The organism is Umezakia ovalisporum Ak1311 (assembly GCF_029891685.1).
Taxonomy (GTDB): Bacteria; Cyanobacteriota; Cyanobacteriia; order Cyanobacteriales; family Nostocaceae; genus Umezakia; species Umezakia ovalisporum.
In genome coordinates this window covers 1-20,160 of record NZ_JANQDJ010000037.1, presented here as the reverse complement: position 1 = coordinate 20,160, position 20,160 = coordinate 1, and the positions used below count along the sequence as shown (strand labels likewise).

Here is a 20,160-nt window from a genome sequence, read left to right as displayed (position 1 = left end):
TTTTCACTTACCCTGTTTGTATATTATCCCTAGGGTAAAAACTTGATAAATAATTATTTTTATTGATAAAACTTAAAATTACAAAATCGACAATTTAATACTTTAATTAAAACAAAATTTGAGTAATTAGCAAATGGCAATTTTACACGGTAATTGGTTAGTAAAAAATGATCATAGTTGTTTATTTATTTGGGGTGAAACTTGGCGTTCATCACGAGTAAACTTTGAGCCTAGTGCATCCCAGGATATACCACTACATCCATTGGCAATGACACCAGTTGAGTTGAGTGAATGGATGGTTTCTCATAACATCGTCATTGCCAACTTAATACAGCCAAACCAAGTTGCTGTAACTGCCACTAAGGGCACTGCTAAAGTTAAAAGTGCTATTAAACTCACCTTGCCAACGCACTGTCAAATCATTGCTTTACCAACTCATATTCAAGAAAATCATCACCAAGAAATAGAATTTATTGCGCCTTTACACTCTGCTAGCCTTGAATCTGAAATCAACTCACCCCAATATCTTCAACCATGGCGAGTCGAAGGTTTTTGTCTCAACCCAACTGAAGCCATAAAATTTCTGGCTGCTGTTCCCTTGAATGCTGCTAAGGAGGGACATGCTTTGTTCGGTGGCGACTTACGTTTTTGGTCACAGGTTGCCCGTTGGAGTTGGGATTTAATCTCGCGGTCTAAGTTCTTGCCAACTATCCAACGGCAATCGGATAGTTCTACTTTTGCTAAGTGGCAAGTTCTCTTAGACAGTGCTGTAGACGGAACCCGCCTAGAAAAATTTTCCGCAAAGATGCCATTGGCTTGTTGTACTTATCAACAAAGCACTGAGTTGGTAGAAAAATACTTAGCAGTGGACTTGCCAACTGAACCACAGGAATTATTATTAGGATTTCTCAACAGTACCATTGATGCCCAAGTGAGGCGAATGGTAACTTCTCAAACACCACTAGAACCCAGGGTGATGGCATCTTTAGCATTTGCAGTGCGACAGTGGCTACAAGGTTTAACTAATGCATCTAACACAGTGAGTGCAGATACCATGGAAGTAGAAAGACTGGAAGCAACGCTCAAAGCTTGGACTATGCCTTTGCAATACCAACTGGTGGGAAAAGCGTTATTTCGCAGCTGTTTTCAACTGCTTCCGCCTGCATCTGGCAGAACAGATTGGCTGTTGGCATATTTTCTGCAAGCCGCCGATGACCCCGATTTTTTGGTGGATACACTAACTGTTTGGAATCACCCAGTTGAACAATTAGTTTATCAAGGTCGTACCATTGATCAACCCCAAGAAACATTATTGCGGGGATTGGGGTTAGCTTCCAGGTTGTATCCAGTTCTGGCAACCAGTTTAGAAACAGAATATCCCCAATCTTGTCGCCTCAACCCATTACAGGCATATGAATTTATTAAGTCCGTGGCTTGGCGATTTGAAGATAGTGGCTTGGGAGTGATTTTGCCTCCTAGTTTGGCTCACCGTGAAGGATGGGCAAATCGTTTGGGCTTAAAAATTAACGCTGAAACCGAACATAAAAAACAGGGATCCTTGGGTTTACAGAGTCTACTGAATTTTCAATGGCAATTGGCAATTGGTGGACAGACAATTTCTGAAACCGAGTTTAATAAACTTGTAGCCTTAAATAGCCCACTGGTAGAAATTAATGGCGAGTGGGTGGAATTGCGACCCCAAGATATTAAAACTGCAAAGGCGTTTTTTGCTGCTCGTAAAGACCAAATGACACTTTCGTTGGAAGATGCTTTACGTCTTAGTTCTGGAGATACCCAGGTAATTGAAAAATTACCCGTGGTCAGCTTTGAAGCATCGGGGACATTGCAAGAATTAATTGGCGCGCTCACAAGTAACCATACGGCCTACGCACCCCTACCAACACCCAACAATTTTCAAGGACAATTGCGACCTTATCAACAAAGAGGTGTCGCTTGGCTAGCTTTCTTGGAACGTTGGGGCTTGGGTGCTTGTCTCGCAGATGATATGGGACTGGGAAAAACCATTCAGCTCATTGCCTTTCTACTCCATCTCAAGGAACAGGATGCACTAAAAAATCCCACATTACTTGTTTGTCCGACTTCTATTTTAGGTAACTGGGAACGGGAAATTAAAAAATTTGCTCCTAGCCTCAAGGTTTTACAGCACCAGGGCGATAAACGTCTGAAAAGTAAAGCATTTACGGAAGCAGTCAAAAAACATCATGTAATTATTACCAGTTACTCACTTATCCACCGGGATATTAAAACTTTGCAAACTGTTGATTGGCAGGTGGTGGTATTAGATGAAGCTCAGAATGTGAAAAATCCTGAAGCTAAACAATCCCAGGCCGTCAGGGAATTAAAAACTACGTTTCGTATAGCTCTAACAGGGACACCAGTAGAAAATAAACTCCAAGAATTGTGGTCTATTCTCGATTTCCTCAATCCTGGGTATTTGGGAAATCGCCAATTTTTTCAGAGACGGTTTGCTATACCAATTCAAAAGTATGGTGATACCGCATCTTTAAATCAGTTGCGGGCTTTGGTACAACCATTTATTTTGCGCCGTCTGAAAACAGATCAAGACATTATTCAAGATTTGCCAGAGAAGCAAGAAATGACAGTTTTTTGTGGTCTCACTCCTGAACAAGCTGCACTTTATCAACAAGTAGTGGAAGCATCCTTAGCAGAAATTGACTCTGGCTCAGGTTTACAACGTCGTGGCATGATTTTAGCTTTACTCATCAAACTGAAACAAATCTGTAATCACCCAGCTCAATATTTGAAACTAGACTCACTGCAACAACATAGTTCCGCTAAACTGCAACGGCTAGAAGAAATGTTAACCGTGGCTTTAGAAGAAGGAGACAGAGCTTTAATTTTCACCCAATTTGCTGAATGGGGTAAGTTATTACAACCTCATTTACAAAAAAACCTTGGGGAAGAAATCTTCTTTTTGTATGGTAGTACCAGTAAAAAACAACGAGAGGAAATGATTGAGCGTTTCCAACACGATCCTCAAGGTCCTCCGATTATGATTCTTTCTTTAAAAGCAGGTGGAGTAGGATTGAATTTAACCAGAGCTAATCACGTATTTCACTTTGACAGATGGTGGAATCCCGCAGTAGAAAATCAAGCTACTGACAGAGTATTTCGCATTGGTCAAACCCGAAATGTCCAAGTACATAAATTTGTCTGTAATGGTACATTAGAAGAAAAAATTCATGACATGATTGAAAGTAAAAAACAATTAGCCGAACAAGTAGTTGGTGTCGGTGAAGAGTGGCTAACGGAAATGGATACAGATCAATTGCGTAACCTACTCATACTTGATCGCAGTGCCATAATTGAAGAAGACTAGAAACTAAAAATTACAGCAGATTTTCTCTGAGTGAATTACACAAGGGTGGAAATTGCTCTAAAAATTACGAAGTAGGAATTATGAATAATGAGACTTTGCAAGCAAGCCGTGAATGGTGGTCACAAAAGTGGCTAGAATTATTAGATTCTTATCGTTTTAAAAAGCGTTTGGAACGTGCTAGAAACTATGCTCGCCAGGGAAATGTACTCAAGATTGAGTTTAAGGGAACAAAAGTATTAGCTAAAGTACAAGGTAGTGAACCTGAACCTTATAAAGTTTCTCTTGCCCTTGACCATTTTAGTGAGGAAGAGTGGGGTTATGTAATTGAAACAATGTCCCAAAGAGCAATTTTTGCCGCCAAGTTGTTAGCAGGGGAAATGCCGCAAAATATTGAGGAAGTTTTCACAGCCAATGGTTTGTCTTTATTTCCTTTTACACTCTCTGATGTTCACAGTAAATGTTCTTGTCCTGATAAAGCAAATCCTTGTAAACATATTGGTGCAGTATACTATCAGTTAGGCGATCGCTTTAGTGAAGACCCCTTTGTGCTGTTTCAATTACGGGGACGCACCAAGGAGCAGATTATCAGTGATCTACGTCAATTACGCGGTGCTAAAGTTGAAGTGACCGCACCTCAAACACCCGAGATTAACCAAACCCAGACCCAGACCCAATCAGCCGTCAACCTTGCTTGTTTTTGGCAATATCATGAACCACTGGAGTCTTCTTTAGTTGTGATTGCACCTTCGAGCAGCGAAACCGTGTTAGATGTCTTGGGAACAATTCCTTTGGCAAAAACAGAAGAAAGTACGGTAAGCTTAACTTCTGGCGATGTGGTAACCAAATATTTAGATGCTTTATATAAACACGTAAGTCAGCAAGCAATTTTAGCAGCCATGAGCATAGAACCTTTAGCCTAGGTTACTTTTTTCCTTATGTCAAGTTACTTAAACTTTCCATAACGAACCACAGGGGTACTTAGAAGCCAATGTCTTGGGCGGGTTTCCCGACTTGTTAGCGAAGCTGCTTTGAAGGAGAGACCAATTGGCGCGACACAGAGAAAAAACATAACTAATGTCCCATTTTACCAACAGGTCTAGCTAGGAGATTGTTGCAGGTTCCAAATTCTTTTAAACTGGCTAAATAAGTTTTAAATCTTAACAGTTCCTGGTGATGGAAAACGATTCGGAATACATCCGGCAAACGGAAGCTACTCGTGTACGTGTACTGAGCGAAGCACTACCTTACATCCAACAATTTGTCGGTCGCACTGTTGTTGTCAAATATGGTGGTGCGGCTATGAAAGATAGCACCCTCAAGGACAAAGTAATACGGGATATTGTCTTTTTATCCTGTGTCGGCCTGCGTCCTATTCTTGTACATGGCGGTGGCCCAGAAATAAATAGTTGGTTGGATAAACTAGGTATTGAAGCACAATTTAAAAATGGTCTGCGAGTCACAGATACTCCCACTATGGACGTAGTGGAAATGGTTTTAGTGGGTCGAGTCAATAAAGAAATTGTTTCCCTGATTAGCCGGGCTGGGGGTTTAGCGGTAGGACTGTGTGGTAAAGATGGGAACTTGATTACAGCTCGTCCCCAAGATCAAGAAGGTATTGGCTTTGTGGGAGAAGTCAGTACTGTCAATATCAAAGTTTTGGAAACTCTCTCTAGTAATGGCTATATTCCCGTAGTCTCTAGCGTAGCCACAGACCACAACGGACAAGCTTACAACATTAACGCTGACACCGTAGCTGGGGAAATCGCCGCCGCCTTGGGTGCAGAAAAGTTAATTTTACTAACTGACACACCAGGAATTCTCAGAGATTACAAAGACCCGTCTACCTTGATTCCTAAAATAGATATTTGCCAAGCTCGCGAACTCGTTGCCAATGGTATTGTCAGCGGTGGTATGATTCCAAAGGTGAATTGTTGTGTGCGATCGCTTGCCCAAGGCGTAAGTGCAGCACACATCATTGATGGTCGTATTCCCCACGCCCTACTACTAGAAATCTTTACTGATGGTGGTATTGGCAGTATGATACTCGGTTCTCAGTTGTCGCAAAAACAGCAAATCTAACTTTTACCTAGGATATTTAGGAGTTAGCCGCGATCGCCCTGCGGATCTTGTACGCTGCCGTGAATGATTAATCCTCACTCGCGATCGCCTTATGGATCGTACACTGTAAGGTGAATTATTAATCATCACTGGATTCACCAGGGGTGAGTTACGAATTATGGGATTAATGGGATTAATTGAAGTTTGATTAGTCAAGCCAAAATTACCATTCACACTGGGGATGATTATAGGATAGGAGTGATAGTCGCCATCGCTGCGGCTTCTGATTAACCCTGTCCTTGGATCTACAGGCATAGGGATAGGAATTGGACTACCATATATCAAAGAACCAACAGCAGCCGGCTGAGTGACTTTAGCAGGGTTATTCGTTATCATTAGGCCTTGGGCAGCAGCTAGGGTAATTGTATGGCTGATTACACAGCAAATTATACCCGTCCCCAACAAATTCAGTGATAAATGCCTTATCTTCAGCATATTTTTCCTCACTTGCATTTGATTACCTGAATTTTAATCAATAAAATAGCCGCAGCGACTTGGTTGAAATTTGACAATATTGCTGACAGAGACAAAATTAAAGCAGTGCTGATTGGTGTGTAAAACGTGAGTACAGAAAGTTTAGAAATTGGCAGAAGTCTTTATCAGACTGGAAAACTTAACTTTGAAAATGGGAAATATCGAGAGGCTGTGGAAAATTTGGAAAAAGCTACCGCCTTGTTATCTCCCAATTCTCGCCTTGGGGGTGAAGTTCAAATTTGGCTGGTAACAGCCTATGAAGCAGCTGCACGCACTGAAGAAGCCATCGCCCTTTGTGAACAACTTCAACGCCATCCTTTCCCAGAGACTAGTAAACAGGCAAAGCGTTTACTTTATATTTTAAAAGCGCCAAAACTCCAACGCCCCAGTGAATGGATGACCGAAATCCCAGATTTAGGCACATTGTCTGATAATGAGACCAAGATGCGTGCAGTTGGTAATACTGGGAAATCTACTCCCAAAGCACCTACTGAACTAGAATTAGTTGACCTCAGTCAGGTGAATACTAAAGATAATCGCTTTATTTGGGCGGCACTAATTGTAATTGTGTCAACACTCTCCTACTTAGCTTGGTTGAGTTTTTAGTCAATCCGCCCATGATAATTGGTAAAAACCAAGTTTTTAAGGTTTAATCAACTTCTAAAACTTGATATCCTTGCTGAGACTTGTAATTTTAGTGTCGGGATAATAAAATTCCAAAATTTCTGAATTTGGCCAACCTAGTTTAGCTAAATTTTGAGCGCCAGTTTGACTTAAGCCCACTCCATGGCCAAATCCACCACCAATAAAAGCATATCCCCACAAATTGGGTGTGCCTTTGTTGAGGGGTTCTATATAAAACAGCGTACTTTTAGGAGCAGCAAAGGCGCTACGAATTTCGTCTTTCTCTAGAGTAAAAGTGGCAGTATCTGTCTTCACCGCGAGTTCAAGAATCCGTCCACTTTTACTACGCTTCATTACAGACATAGCCTCCACGGTGTCAAATTTAGCATAGGGGCTATTTTTGATTTCCAGGAATTTTTTCAACAGTTGGTTAATATCATCAATAGAAGTTTCCCTGTTCCAACGAAAAGTGTTCCAGGTACTTTCATTAAATCCTTCTCGCCGATTAATAAACTTCCGAAAGTTAGTTTCATCTGCTAAACTTTTCTCAGATAAATTCCAAAACTTAGTAGCAGCATCTAATACTGGGCGTAAATAGGGACGATCTTCACCATTCCAGACATCACTAAAGTAAGCCGTAACACCCCCCGTAGTAGAGGAATATAGGGCATCTACCAGGTGATTATTATAAGTTAAAACCATACCCTTAGTAGCCGCGATCGCTTTGTCGGTACTGGGGCTTGTTCCACTCAATCCGTTATAAACTTGACAGTGAGTATCAGCACACAATTGATAGTTATCAGTAGCAAATCTCCGCAAATTCCTTAAAGCATAAGTCCGGGCGATAATTGCCTGGGCTTCCACCGCTGCGGTTGGTGCATTTGTACCAATTTCGTGAGGCACAACTCCACGCAAATAGCTTTCTAAAGGTACTTCATTGACTAAAGTATATGTACCATAGGCGTTTGGCTGTAAAGTTATCCATCCTGGATAAAGACGATTTTTTTGCAGTTTTTCGCCTTTCTTGACCCGAATTAAGTTTTTATTGGTGCTTATTTTTAAATGATTTGGGGTGTAACGCTTGCCATCTACTTCCCAACTGACTCGTGGCACTTGTTGTAAAATTTTGGTGTCGAGATATGCCATTTCCTTGCCAGCACCTTGGAGGTTGTGCAATAGCAACCGTCGCAGTAAGGCAGTACTGTAAACATCTCGTTTCGCCCAAACTTGCCAGCGTTCTGGTTGAGCTATTTCCACCTCTATTCCCTGAGAACGCCAATTTTTAGCGCTATCTTCCGCAGTCTCAAAGGTGCGGTATGTACCTAAAACCACTACTTCCTTCACCTCAAGTTTAGCTAAAGGTTCCATGACCGTTTCTAGCTTGACTGGGTTTTGGGTGACCAGGGTTGTTTCCTCATCACCTGCTGTAAATTTTAGCTGTAAGCGATCGCCTGGTGTCGGTTCTAATTGCAACTGGCCCTGGGGATTCTCGCCAAATCGCTGCACAATCGCAATTCTCAGTTCTACATCCTGATTTTTGCCATCAACAGCTGAAGCACCTGTCAATCCCAATAAGCAAAATGTTGTCAGTGCAGTGTAGGAAAAACCCCAGAACGTAGATTTCATAGTAGTCATCTGATTTTTACCAATTCAAAAATGCTATCAATTGTTCAGATTTTGTTCCTGTTTCAACCTAGAAGCGTCAGCACTATCTAGTTCAGAAATTAACACACTTTAATTCAAACAAAAGTTCGAGTATTTATGAGAGGGATAATTTTTGGTATTTTCACAAATAGGTAAAAAAAGCAAATATTCACCCTGGGAACAGGTGAAAGTGCCACAACCATACCTTTAGCGTCAAAATAACAAGGTATTCATCCCACTTTTTCAACTGGCTGAAATCTTTATGAATCCTCACGAAAGTGATGCAAAACAAGCTCCTACATCATCCAAAGGGTGGAGTAGTTGGCAAGAAAATCTAACTCTCATCGCCATCGCCTTATGCTTGGCAATCCTAATTAGAACATTTATTGCTGAACCCCGCTATATACCATCAGACTCTATGCTACCTACCTTACACACAGGCGATCGCTTGGTGGTAGAAAAAGTCTTATACCGTTTTCACCCTCCCGTTACTGGAGACATTATCGTTTTTCAGCCTCCTGCAGAATTGCAACGTCGGGGATATCCCCAAGACCAAGCCTTTATTAAGCGTGTCATTGGTGTCCCTGGTCAGATACTCAAAGTAGCCAACGGTGAAGTTTACCTCGACGGTGAAGCCTTAGAAGAAGACTACATAGCCGAACCCCCAAATCAGCCCTTTCCAGCGGTACAAATCCCAGAAGAGAAATTTTTTGTCATGGGAGATAACCGCAACGATAGCAACGATTCTCGTTACTGGGGGTTTTTACCAAGAAAAAATATTATTGGTAGGGCTGTATTTCGCTTTTGGCCTCCTGATCGCATTGGTTTCATTGAGGGTGGGTGAATTTTCGATTTTAAATTCAATTCACTCAGTTGAGTGTCACTCTATGTTTTCCTGACAATTAGCTCAGGTGGGATATCGTATCAAAACCGGAGAAAATACATCAGTTGGGCCATCACCTCCCCTGGTAAATTCAACCGTCGCTGGAAATCTGCCAAGTTGCGGTAAAGCCCAGCTGATAGCCGATTTTGCACTACTGCTTCAGCAAGAGACACATCTATAAAAGGAATTACAACTAATTGCTCAACTGTGGCAGTATTCAGATTAACTAACTGGGTAGGACAATCTAAAGATTCTTCATCATAGTAAATAAAACTGACTAGCGGCCTTAATGGTTCTAGTCGCTGTGTAGGTATAGCTAAAGCCGCAGCAACATCTTCAATACAATAAAATTTAACACCAGAGCGTGAAAGTTCCACAAGCGATCGCGCTTGGTGAATGGACAAACCAGGTAGCCGTAACCAATCATCTACAGTCGCTTGATTAGCATCAATCCGAATACCTAATTTTACCGCTAGCTGAATTTCCTCGCCGGACTGTAATCGATAATAAGGATCATTGAGGAGTTTGGCACGGAGTTTTTGCAATTTGGGGTTTAAAGGTAGCCAGTTCATTTTTTTTGCTTACATCAAATTCAAGCTCAAAGCCCACTGCTCAACATTCCCAACGACTGAAAACAGTGGGAATGTCCAATTAAGAAATTTGCTCCAGCAGCTGACGGCGCTTTTGCTCAAATTCATACTCAGAAATCAGCCCATCTTGGCGGAGAGTATCTAATTCCCGTAAAGCCTTAGCAATTGCTTGTACCTGATCACCAGTTTGTGGTGAACTTTTGACTGCTGACTTACCTAAATTAAAATGACGGTCAAAAGCTGCTTCATCTTGCGCTAAATACCAAACCCCCTCAATAGCACTTGCTACCTTGGGAATAGGAGTCCAGGAAAGCAAGACATACAACAAACCCCACAACGGTTGTCCTAAATAAAACTTATGTAACCCTGAAATTGTCAGAGTACCCGATAAAGCTAAAATTGCCGCAATACTACGACTTTTGCGTTTAGTTAACATATTCCCCGTCAACTTACCACTACCACAGTTTCCTTAAGGATATGATACACAGCACCGGTGGAGAGAGGTTAGTTAAATTGAGTTTAAACTTCACGCTACTAAGGAACTGCGGACAATACAACCCGAAAACCGCATATTCTCAAACCACCATCCGACTCATTCCAACTACGGCTGGCGCTACGACAAAGTTCCGAACTAAAATTCCAAGAACCGCCACGTAATAGCCGACGATGAAAATCACCGCCCACTTCCCAGGCGCTTCCATCCGCAGGTGCGCCATGATAATTGTTATGCCAAGTATCAGCACACCACTCCCACACCAGCCCGTGCATATCATACAATCCAAAGGTGTTGGCGATTTGAAAACTACCCACATCCGTTGTTTCTTTGCTGTTACAATTGGCTAAATCACTGGTAATCATTTCACCAAAATGGAAAGATGTAGTAGTTCCAGCGCGACAAGCATATTCCCATTCCGACTCGCTGGGTAAGCGATATTCACGTCCGGTTTTTTCTGAGAGTCTGGCGCAAAATTCTACAGCTTCGTACCAACATATATTTTCTACAGGCCGATTATAACCTTTAAATTTTGAGGGATAAGGATTTAACGGTTGTTTAATTTGAGGTAAAGCCGCTACGGCCTTCCATTGACCTTGAGTTATGGGAAATTTCCCCATAAAGAATGGTTTGAGAATCACTTCGTGTTGAGGACCTTCGTCAGCATCTCCTTCAAACTCTGGCGAACCCATCATGAAACTACCACCAGGAACTGACACCATTTCTAGTGTGACTGTGTCATTTAATTTTTCGGTAAAGAATTTGGCGTTCAGAAAATTGCGGTTAACTTCTCTACCTGCTGTATCTACTGTAACTACTTCAAATTGAAAGGTTTCTAAGGAGGGTAATGGAGGTGTTAATTTATTTATTAGCAATGGTAATCTGATTAATACAGGTAAGGAAGTTTCTACATTTTTTGGTTCAATAGGGGATGGTTTGGTAAAGTTCAAATCATTTAGAACTTCTCTTGCTGAAAGATATCTTTCACTAGGTAAATGTTTCAGCAAGTTATTTAAAATTTTGCTTAATTCTTCACCAATGGTCATACCTTTTTTGTGTAATTCTTCTCGCCATAACCAATTGCCATTCATGGCATCATAAAGAGGATCATTAATTTCTCCATAGGTATTTTTTGATGGTAAACATTGCGTTAACAGACGCACACAAGTTACACCCAAAGCATATAAATCACTCCCCTGACAAGGAAAACCAGCCATTTGTTCAGATGGAGCATAGCCAACGGTATAAATAACCGTAGCTTGTCTAGCTAAACTTGTTTGCGTTACCTGTTTAGCACCACCGAAATCAATTAATACTGGTTTACCGTCGCTGTCACGGCGAATGATGTTTTCGGGTTTGATATCTCGATGAATAACATTAGCAGCATGAACAAATTCTAGAACTGGCAATAAATCAGTTAAAAGTTGGTAAATTTGCTCTTCAGTAAAAGGTTTCTGCTGAACTTCTTGTAAAAGAGTTTGCCCTTCTATAAATTCTTGTACAAGATACAAGCTCGAACCTTGTTCAAAATAAGCTAATAATCTGGGAATTTGAGTATGATTTTCTCCCAGTTCATACAACCGAAATGCCTCTTCTTTAAAAAATTCTGCTGCTTTTTTTCGTTGAATTGTTCCTTGAACCTGAGGGAAAAATTGCTTGATGACGCAAGGATCGTTCAGTCTATCTGCGTCTTCAGTTGCATAAGTTCTGCTAAACCCACCTTCACCTAAAAGCCTCAATACGCGATAGCGATTTCTGAGAAATTTGCCAAAGTTACTTTGTCCGCAACTCATGCAATATTTATTGCCTTTAGGATTGAATGGATTGGAGCAATTGGGATTTTGGCAAATTTGCATAATGAGGAGGAAGTAGCATCTTATCCAAACTTAGCCCCAATAATATCAAATCCAGAATACATACTAAACAAATAAACCTCAACAAAGCTGCATCTGCATATCTACTTATCAGGTAAAATAGAAATGCAGAAATTTGATTTACTATCTCTTTGTTTCTGGTTCTATTTAAATACAAGTATTTCTGAGATTATATATTTTGATCACAACAAAAATAATATTGTGAAACTATTGCATTTGTCAAGGGTATTTTGTCCTGTTAATCGTGTACATAACATCAATTATTTTTTGTAATCAAAAGCACGAATATATTCTGCTAAAAACGCGATAATTGCAGATGCTCTAATCAGCAGAATGCTAACAGCTTTAATATCACATTTTACTCCTGTTCTAGTGGGAATAAAAATTTATATTTGTAAGGTGTTATAACCGCTACCTGCTGTAAAACTACCAATGAGAAATTCATCTAAACTCAATACAAACGCCACAATACATCCACCTATAATACCAGGCATTAACTGAGGTAGTAATATCTGACTATATCTGATTATATTTTTGTAATTTAAAGTAAATACTTACGTTCATTATACTTGTGATTCTTTTAACTAACCTGTTTCCTTGAACATAAATTCAACATAAAAGTTTAACATCGTCAATACTAAGAATTGGTCATCAGCAGGTTACAATCCCTGCTGACTATTCCTGGAGATTGAAATCCATCTCTCTTTTCAGAGAGATGGCGTAACCATACAAACCTAGATACTTTGTAGCCTTACCCTGGGTAATCCACCTAGGCCGACTAACAGAAAATCAAGGTTTTCAACCTGCCTAGGCGAGTTTTGTGTGGATGGTTTTGTTACTGACCATCCATTTAGTGCCAGATATGAACAGACAAATATATCTTATAACCATATTACTGTGGGGTGAAACCAACAAAAATTAAAGCACAGCACAACCTACAAAAAACTTTTCTCAACCAGTTTAATTTCGCGTAAAAATTGCCAAATTAACCAAGCATTTTCCATAAAAACGTAAAAATTAGATTGACTCACATCTTAATTATCTATCATCGAGTTTAGCTGCTGATGCCAGTAATATTTCCCTACTAAGGTAGAAACGAAATATAGGAGTTAGGCAATACAATTTTAATTGATGTGTTTATTAAATTGGTATTTAATTTTATTTCAAAGTGCTAATTAAATCCTGTATAGGCACTTCTGAAACAGCAGAAAGATATCTCGTTTTTAAGCTTATATCGCAGGAGTTTTGTGATGCGAATTGCTCAGATTGCCCCATTAATTGAGAGAGTCCCACCTCCAGCATATGGCGGTATAGAATTAGTTGTAGGATTACTGACTGATGAATTAGTTCGGCGGGGACATGAAGTCACGCTATTTGCTTCAGGAGATTCGATTACCTTGGCAAAGTTAGTGTCAGTTCATCCCCGTGCTTTACGACTAGATCCAGATGTCAAGGAACAAAATATATACGAAATGCTACAACTGGGCTTTGTCTATGAACGGGCAGAGGAATTTGACATTATTCATTCCCATGTGTGCTGTCCGGCACTACCCTATGCAAATCTGATTAAAACACCAACAGTTCACACATTACACGGTGTTTTTACCCCTGATAACGAAAAAATGTTTCAATATGCCAAACACCAACCTTTTGTAAGTATTTCCAATGCTCAGAAGGAACTCAGGTTAGGGTTAAACTATGTATCAACTGTTTACAATGGGATTGACGTTAACAGTTATAAATTTCATCCACAACCGGATAATCCACCATACTTGGCGTTTTTAGGTCGGATATCTCCAGAAAAAGGCACACACCTAGCGATCGCTGTTGCTAAACAAACTGGTTGGCATTTGAAAATAGCAGGTAAAGTAGATGCAGTTGACCAAAAATACTTTGAGCAAGAAATTCAGCCACAAATTGATAATGAGCAAATTGAATATCTAGGTGAAGCAAACCATATTCAAAAAAATGCTCTGATGGGAGGTGCAGTAGCAACTCTGTTTCCCATCACTTGGCGAGAACCTTTTGGATTAGTTATGGTGGAGTCAATGGCCGCAGGTACACCAGTTATTGCCATGAAACTAGGATCTACTGTGGAGGTCATTAAACACGGAAAAACAGGTTTTCTTTGCAATCACATTGCAGAATTTAGTGATGCCATTGATCAAGTAACGCAGTTAGACCGTCATGTTTGCCGAGAGTATGTCAGGAATCACTTTAGCTTGGAACACATGACCGATGGTTACGAGGCAGTGTATCAGCAAATTCTCCAACGACAATCTGCTAAAAATCCTGCCCTCCAGAATGTAGTTAGTTTAAGTGTGAGCAGTAATTCCTGACACACCTTATCTCCTAGCATTATTATAGGTAATTGAGGATGGGCAACTCCCATAACCTATCACCAATTACCTACAGGTACACCAGGAAACTTAGGAAATTTGGGAATCTTTTATGGCCCAGAAAAAACCGCTTGTTCTATGTCTTCCCGACTCAGAGAGTATTTAAAGGAGCGTTGGATATCTTGGTTATTTTCTCCAGATTTGATGTATCTGACTGTAATTTGCTCAATATCAAGCCACAGTTCAGCTTTCCAACTGGGTCGTTGCACACGCCAACAATGTAACTCATTCTCATCTTGTTGACAGCCTTGATCTTTTAACCACTGTTCAATTTGTGGTAAAGGATGACTATATAAAGGTGTATCGGGACTAAGCATAGGATACTCAAAAAAACAACTGACAATTTAAAATTAAAAATTTACAACTAAAAATTCAAGATTTAATAATCTTAATTTGCTTAGGGGTCGGTTGTGGAGAAATATGCGTAATTTGTGCTTGAGTAGGTTGAGTTTGTATACTGGTTTCACCACGAATCACAGCCACGGCCATGGCCACTAACACGCAACCCACTAGGGTCAGGCCTAACACAAATAATACAAAAATCTCTCCTGCTGATAGAGGGCGATCATTGGCATCTAAATAAATTGATCTTGAAAAATCGTAGGGTGTACGGACGGGATGGTTTAAATCCGTTGGTGCTTGAATCACCCCGAACCGAGAATAGCCAATTTTGGCATCATAACTTAAACGCCGTTCTGGATTACTCAGAGTGGCGTAAGCTTCATTAATTTGCTGAAATTTAGCAGTAGCAACTGTTGCAGGTAATTCTGTAGTATCTGGATGATACCGTTTACTCAGTTGCCAATAAGCCCGACGAATATCAATTGGCGATGCTGAAGGATGCAGTCCTAACAGGCCATAGTACGTTGTAGTCTTGGTGATTTGTCCCTTTGTCCCGTTTTGAGTCACGGCTTTGGTTCACTTTGCTCAAATTTAGTTTTTTCTATTTTAAATCTTTTATGAATGGGTAACAGGGAAGAAGCTACATACAGCCTAGCATCTCATTCAGGTATTGCAAGCATTTTCCCCCAAATCAGCAAATTTTTGACCTCTCCGTGGTGTCAGCATTACCTGATTTGATCACAAGTTCCAAGGCTTGCTTTAGCCTACCTTTAGCTTTTATCCCCTGGCTAAAGACGAAGGATTTTCTGCATATTTAACATTAAACGAAATTGCCAATTTAGAACCCGAGGGATTTCAAGAGATTATGCAAAATTTCCCTCGGTTTGTTGGGTGGGATAAACAATACTTTCCCAGCACCCGTCAACTGAAAAATAAAGCTTTTATTCAGGTTAATCTCTCATCAAAAGACATTTATGCTTTTTGTCGAAAGGCTATAGAAACAGCAGAATCATCGACGAAAGAGTGGGATCTAGAGTAATCACAAAGGTGAAATATCTGGGTTGAGAGCAGAATCTCCTCTCTCACCAGACACTAACAAGAACAACTGGAACTAGGGGAGTACCAACTTCACTTAACCGATTAAATCAGCGCGGGGTTTAAAGGTTTCTATTTCCCGCAATTTTTCATAAAGTTCCCGTTCTTCATCGGTGAGATTTTTGGGAGTGACAATTTGAATTTCTACCAACTGATCCCCACGGTTACCATTTTCGTTAGGGTAGCCTTTATTTGCTAAACGCAGTCTTTGACCAGTTCTCACACCTGGAGGGATGGTCATTTTAACCGGGCCATCTAAAGTAGGTGCTTCTACTTGTCCTCCTAACACAGCTTCACAGGGAGTCACTGGAACTTGGCAAAATATATTAAAACCATCTAGTTTAAATAAAGGATGGGGTTCAACGGTGATTTTTAAGTACAGATCACCACCATTAATCCCTTGATTTCGCAAGCGGATAGTTTGACCTGTTACCATACCTGGGGGCATATTTACTTCCAGCGATCGCCCATCTTCTAAGCGAATACGTTCTTTACCACCTTGATAAGCTTTTTGTAATGGCAAAGTTAATCTAGCTTCAATATCCCGGCGAGGTGTACGCGGTGGGCTTTTGGGAACTGTATACTCAACTCTAGTTTTAGGAGAACGAAATGGATCAGTATTGGTGCTACTACCCCCGTTTCTGCTGTCTTGACGATTGCCTACACCAATAACTTGATTAATGAAGCTTTCAAAATCAGAAAATTGACTTGGATCTACATCTTTAGTAGTGGTACTGCGACCATTTGAGGAACCATGCCAGCTGTTTTGTCTAGGTGTTTTATTACCCACAAAGCCTTTTTGCTTCCAATAGCGGCTAAACTGGTCATACTGCGATCGCTTGGCTGTATCAGAAAGGACTTCGTAAGCCTCACCGATATCTTTAAACTTTTCTTCTGCTGCTTTATTGCCAGGATTCAGGTCGGGATGATATTGCCTTGCTAACCGCCGATAAACCTTTTTGATTTCTTCTGCAGATGCATTCTTAGGTACTCCTAAAATTTCGTAGTAATCGCGAAAATTCTGCAAATTTTGCATAGCTCTGTTATTTAAATCTTAATTTAAGGTTCTGATAATAGGAACTGAAGATTGGGAACGCAAATAAAATCACAATGACCAACAACTACAACCAATCATCGTCATCATCCCAGTTATCTTGGTAGCTTGGTCGAGTGGGTTTACGAGATGAACGGTTATCGTAGGTAGGGTAACGGCCATCTCTGCCGTAATCTCTATCGTAATTTCTGTTATAGTCTCTGCCATAGGAATCACGTTCTCCATAGGTATCACGGGAAAAATCCCGTTCCCGTTCCCGTTCCTTGTCACCTCCTGTAAAAATGTCGCGAATTGTCCCAAACAAATCTTCTTCTTCGTCTTCAGTGTAATACTCACGGACTTCCCGGTTGAGTTGATACAAAGCATCTTGTAAGTCAGCGTAGGCTTGATCAATCTGGCGATCTTCATTTTCCTGTAGACTTTCCCGCAGTTCCCGACAAATACTATCAATTCGCTGGCGACGGTTGCGGGCAAACTGCATACCAAATTCCAATGCCACTTCCCTCAATTGACGTTCTGCTTGTAAGATTAAAGCTTCAGAACGAGTGCGCTTTTCTACTCTTTCCTTGCGTTCTCGGTCAATTTCAGAGTATTTCTGAGCATCCTGAATCATCCGATTAACTTCTGATTCGCTCAAAGTAGAAGCGCCTTGAATTGTAATGCTTTGTTCTCGTCCCGTTGTTCTATCTAGAGCTGTTACCTGCAAAATCCCGTTAGCATCTATATCAAAAGATACCTGAATTTGGGGAATCCCTCGCGGCGCAGGGGGGATACCATAGAGCTTAAAACGTCCCAATGACTTATTATTTCCTGCCATTTCCCGTTCACCCTGAACCACGTGAATTTCCACACTGTTTTGGTTATTTTCTGAAGTAGAAAAAATATCAGAACGGCGCACTGGGATGGTGGTATTGCGGGGAATCAGTTTTTTCATCACCCCGCCAATGGTTTCCAATCCGAAAGATAATGGTGTAACGTCCAAAAGCAGCACATCTTTGAGTTCACCCGCCAAAATACCCGCCTGAATAGCTGCGCCTACTGCTACCACTTCATCGGGATTGACATTTTCGTTGGGTTCTATACCAATTAAGTCTCGCACTAACTGCTTCACCATTGGCATTCGGGTAGAACCACCAACTAGCACCACTTCTTCAATATCTACGGGTGAAAGTCCAGAATCTTTAAGTGCCCGTTTGACTGGTGTACGTAAACGTCCGAGCAAATCAGCACACAAACTTTCAAATTGAGAACGAGTCAGGCGAGTTTCTAGATGTTTAGGGCCGTCTTCAGTGGCGGTGATGAAGGGTAAGTTAATGTCCGTAACGCTAACGGCCGAAAGTTCAATTTTTGCCTTTTCCGCAGCTTCCATGAGGCGTTGTAGAGATTGTCTCTCGCGTCTTAAATCTACGCCTTCGGCTTCTAGAAATTGGTCTGCTAACCAATCTACTATTTTTTTGTCAAACTCATTACCACCTAGTTGTGTATCTCCACTGGTAGCTTTAACTTCAAAAACGCCATCGCCTACCTCCAAAATTGATACGTCGAAAGTACCACCACCCAAATCAAATACAAGGATAGTTTCAGTTGTACCCCGATCTAATCCATAAGCCAAAGACGCAGCCGTAGGTTCATTTAGAATCCTTAACACTTCTAGCCCAGCAATTCTGCCAGCATCGCGGGTAGCCTGTCGTTGAGAATCATTAAAATAAGCCGGTACTGTAATTACTGCCCCTGTTACTGGTTCCCCCAAATAGCGACTAGCATCTTCTACTAATTTTTTCATCACCATTGCCGAAATTTCTTCTGGGGCGAAATCCTTTTTCAGGCGGGGGCAGGGAATAATGATATTACCTGATTCGCTTTTGCGGATGGTATAAGGTACACGCTTAGATTCTGGGCTGAGTTCACTATACTGCCGCCCAATAAAGCGTTTAACTGCAAAAAATGTATTTTGTGGATTGAGAACGGTTTGCCGTCTTGCCATTTGACCAACCACTCTTTCGCCCTCTTTGCTGAAGCCAACAACAGAGGGGGTTGTTCGCATTCCTTCTGCATTGGCAATCACCACCGGCTTGCCACCCTCCATTACGGCGACTACTGAGTTGGTTGTACCCAAGTCGATGCCGACTACCTTGCCCATGCGTTACTCTTCTCCTAGCGTGTCTTGTACTTTTATTATGATGATTATGCGGGACTACCTCTAGCTGTTTGCTGTGGTGTAAAAACACCTCAATGGTATGATAGTCATTGTTAAGGTAAAAAGTAGAGGAGTCTAAGTTTGAGGAGTTAGTTGCAAGACTAGGATAACATTGACAATGCTAAGTATGCCCAAGTAGCCTCAAATCTTATAAGAAAATAGGCTGAGAACCCCTTGAGGTTAACTTTTGGATATTGGCGAAAAAACTTAGCCGTCCTTCAGCCAAGGGATAAAAACCAGTTAATGCGTTTAGGCCTCAGTCATCTTAGCTATTCCCTTTGTTGAGCAATGTAGCGTTTAACCGTTTCTGTACAAATATTACCAGCCGTGGTAACACAATAACTAGGACTCCACAAAGTAGGAAGTTTAAGCAACTCGGGAAATTTTTTCTCAAGAAATGAGATGCCCTCCCCTTGATTTTGTTAATATCATTGTGATGCTGTACCCGGAACACCAGGGGTGTATGATAATGCTACAGGTTTAGCGGTATTGTTGGAATTAGCCAAAAAATTTGCAGATGATCCCGCTAAATATCCTTTACTGCTGGTAGCTTTTCATATGGAATAATACGGGTTGTTGGGTAGTACTGAATATGCAGCCTTGTTACATCAACAACGGCAACCTTTGCGGTTGTTGTTATAAATACTAAGACAGAATATTTAAATAGAAGAATATCAGAAATGTTGACTGTCCAAGTTGTGCGTCGGTGATACAAAATTTGAGCAATTAATGACTCTATTCTTAATAGACAACGAACTTTATCTGGGTAAAACGCAAAAATTGTAAATTTTTATTGCAGGATTCAACACTTCTGCTTTCAGTGTCTTTTTCCGAGGCGTGCAATGTTTTTTTAGGGTAATTTCCATCTTCTGTAACATCCGGTCTACTGTAGATATACCAATTGTTACTCCTGTTCTTTCTTGAAGAATTAAGCGAATTTCTCCCAATGTGGCATCATTCTTGGCTTCAACTATTTCTTGGAGAATATTAAGTTGTTCAGAATTGAGCTTTG

General features: G+C 40.8%; 16 protein-coding genes and 3 pseudogenes. 8 read left to right on the top strand and 11 right to left on the bottom strand.

Annotated features, from left to right (window positions below; all coding sequences use genetic code 11):
• Positions 1 to 133: 133 nt before the first annotated feature.
• From NWP25_RS05465 to argB, 3 genes are all read left to right on the top strand, one after another.
• Positions 134 to 3,361, top strand: a complete 3,228-nt coding sequence (locus NWP25_RS05465; protein WP_280698984.1) for a DEAD/DEAH box helicase — start codon at positions 134 to 136, stop codon at positions 3,359 to 3,361.
• Between the two features lie 80 nt (positions 3,362 to 3,441).
• Complete coding sequence (locus NWP25_RS05460) at positions 3,442 to 4,281, top strand: SWIM zinc finger family protein (protein WP_280649964.1); 840 nt, start codon at positions 3,442 to 3,444, stop codon at positions 4,279 to 4,281.
• Between the two features lie 250 nt (positions 4,282 to 4,531).
• The gene (argB, locus tag NWP25_RS05455) at positions 4,532 to 5,440 is read left to right on the top strand and encodes an acetylglutamate kinase (RefSeq protein ID WP_280698974.1); all 909 of its coding nucleotides are present in this window, start codon (positions 4,532 to 4,534) and stop codon (positions 5,438 to 5,440) included.
• A 3-nt stretch (positions 5,441 to 5,443) separates the two neighbouring features.
• Here the strand turns inward: argB and NWP25_RS05450 are convergent, their stop codons facing one another.
• Positions 5,444 to 5,914 carry a hypothetical protein gene (locus NWP25_RS05450; protein ID WP_280698973.1) on the bottom strand — a complete coding sequence of 157 codons (471 nt, stop codon included), beginning with the start codon at positions 5,912 to 5,914 and terminating at the stop codon, positions 5,444 to 5,446.
• 126 nt (positions 5,915 to 6,040) lie between these two features.
• Here NWP25_RS05450 and bamD point away from each other — a divergent pair, with 126 nt between their 5' ends.
• A complete protein-coding gene (gene bamD / locus NWP25_RS05445; RefSeq protein ID WP_280649961.1) occupies positions 6,041 to 6,559 on the top strand; it encodes an outer membrane protein assembly factor BamD in 519 nt (172 codons plus the stop codon).
• Between the two features lie 54 nt (positions 6,560 to 6,613).
• On the opposite strand, the gene NWP25_RS05440 is transcribed toward bamD, so the two are convergent.
• On the bottom strand, positions 6,614 to 8,203 hold the full coding sequence (locus NWP25_RS05440; protein ID WP_390904307.1) for a SpoIID/LytB domain-containing protein: 1,590 nt from the start codon (positions 8,201 to 8,203) through the stop codon (positions 6,614 to 6,616).
• A gap of 280 nt (positions 8,204 to 8,483) precedes the next feature.
• On the opposite strand from NWP25_RS05440, the gene lepB reads away from it, so the two are divergent.
• Positions 8,484 to 9,065, top strand: a complete 582-nt coding sequence (gene lepB, locus NWP25_RS05435) for a signal peptidase I (protein ID WP_280649959.1) — start codon at positions 8,484 to 8,486, stop codon at positions 9,063 to 9,065.
• 80 nt (positions 9,066 to 9,145) lie between these two features.
• On the opposite strand, the gene NWP25_RS05430 is transcribed toward lepB, so the two are convergent.
• From NWP25_RS05430 to NWP25_RS05420, 3 genes are all read right to left on the bottom strand, one after another.
• Complete coding sequence (locus tag NWP25_RS05430; protein ID WP_280649958.1) at positions 9,146 to 9,676, bottom strand: ComEA family DNA-binding protein; 531 nt, start codon at positions 9,674 to 9,676, stop codon at positions 9,146 to 9,148.
• 79 nt (positions 9,677 to 9,755) lie between these two features.
• Positions 9,756 to 10,130, bottom strand: coding sequence for an NINE protein (locus tag NWP25_RS05425; protein ID WP_280649957.1), 375 nt, complete (start codon positions 10,128 to 10,130; stop codon positions 9,756 to 9,758).
• Positions 10,131 to 10,228: 98 nt separating this feature from the next.
• Positions 10,229 to 12,043, bottom strand: coding sequence for a bifunctional serine/threonine-protein kinase/formylglycine-generating enzyme family protein (locus tag NWP25_RS05420; protein WP_280698971.1), 1,815 nt, complete (start codon positions 12,041 to 12,043; stop codon positions 10,229 to 10,231).
• A 1,268-nt stretch (positions 12,044 to 13,311) separates the two neighbouring features.
• Here NWP25_RS05420 and NWP25_RS05410 point away from each other — a divergent pair.
• On the top strand, positions 13,312 to 14,400 hold the full coding sequence (locus NWP25_RS05410) for a glycosyltransferase family 4 protein (RefSeq protein WP_280649955.1): 1,089 nt from the start codon (positions 13,312 to 13,314) through the stop codon (positions 14,398 to 14,400).
• A gap of 110 nt (positions 14,401 to 14,510) precedes the next feature.
• Here NWP25_RS05410 and NWP25_RS05405 read toward each other — a convergent pair whose 3' ends face one another.
• Complete coding sequence (locus tag NWP25_RS05405; RefSeq protein ID WP_280649954.1) at positions 14,511 to 14,777, bottom strand: DUF3143 domain-containing protein; 267 nt, start codon at positions 14,775 to 14,777, stop codon at positions 14,511 to 14,513.
• Positions 14,778 to 14,832: 55 nt separating this feature from the next.
• Complete coding sequence (locus NWP25_RS05400) at positions 14,833 to 15,369, bottom strand: J domain-containing protein (protein WP_280649953.1); 537 nt, start codon at positions 15,367 to 15,369, stop codon at positions 14,833 to 14,835.
• Between the two features lie 298 nt (positions 15,370 to 15,667).
• On the opposite strand from NWP25_RS05400, the gene NWP25_RS05395 reads away from it, so the two are divergent.
• A complete protein-coding gene (locus NWP25_RS05395) occupies positions 15,668 to 15,841 on the top strand; it encodes a hypothetical protein (protein WP_280649952.1) in 174 nt (57 codons plus the stop codon).
• A gap of 93 nt (positions 15,842 to 15,934) precedes the next feature.
• Here the strand turns inward: NWP25_RS05395 and NWP25_RS05390 are convergent, their stop codons facing one another.
• The 3 genes and pseudogenes from NWP25_RS05390 to NWP25_RS18800 form a co-directional block, all read right to left on the bottom strand.
• Positions 15,935 to 16,933, bottom strand: coding sequence for a J domain-containing protein (locus NWP25_RS05390; RefSeq protein ID WP_280698970.1), 999 nt, complete (start codon positions 16,931 to 16,933; stop codon positions 15,935 to 15,937).
• Between the two features lie 85 nt (positions 16,934 to 17,018).
• Positions 17,019 to 19,091 carry a molecular chaperone DnaK gene (gene dnaK, locus NWP25_RS05385; protein ID WP_280649950.1) on the bottom strand — a complete coding sequence of 691 codons (2,073 nt, stop codon included), beginning with the start codon at positions 19,089 to 19,091 and terminating at the stop codon, positions 17,019 to 17,021.
• Between the two features lie 326 nt (positions 19,092 to 19,417).
• Positions 19,418 to 19,575: pseudogene (locus NWP25_RS18800) on the bottom strand (IS200/IS605 family transposase); the annotation flags it as partial.
• A gap of 2 nt (positions 19,576 to 19,577) precedes the next feature.
• On the opposite strand from NWP25_RS18800, the pseudogene NWP25_RS05375 reads away from it, so the two are divergent.
• Positions 19,578 to 19,787: pseudogene (locus tag NWP25_RS05375) on the top strand (M28 family peptidase); the annotation flags it as partial.
• 119 nt (positions 19,788 to 19,906) lie between these two features.
• Here NWP25_RS05375 and NWP25_RS05370 read toward each other — a convergent pair.
• A pseudogene (locus NWP25_RS05370) lies at positions 19,907 to 20,160 on the bottom strand (hypothetical protein); the annotation flags it as partial.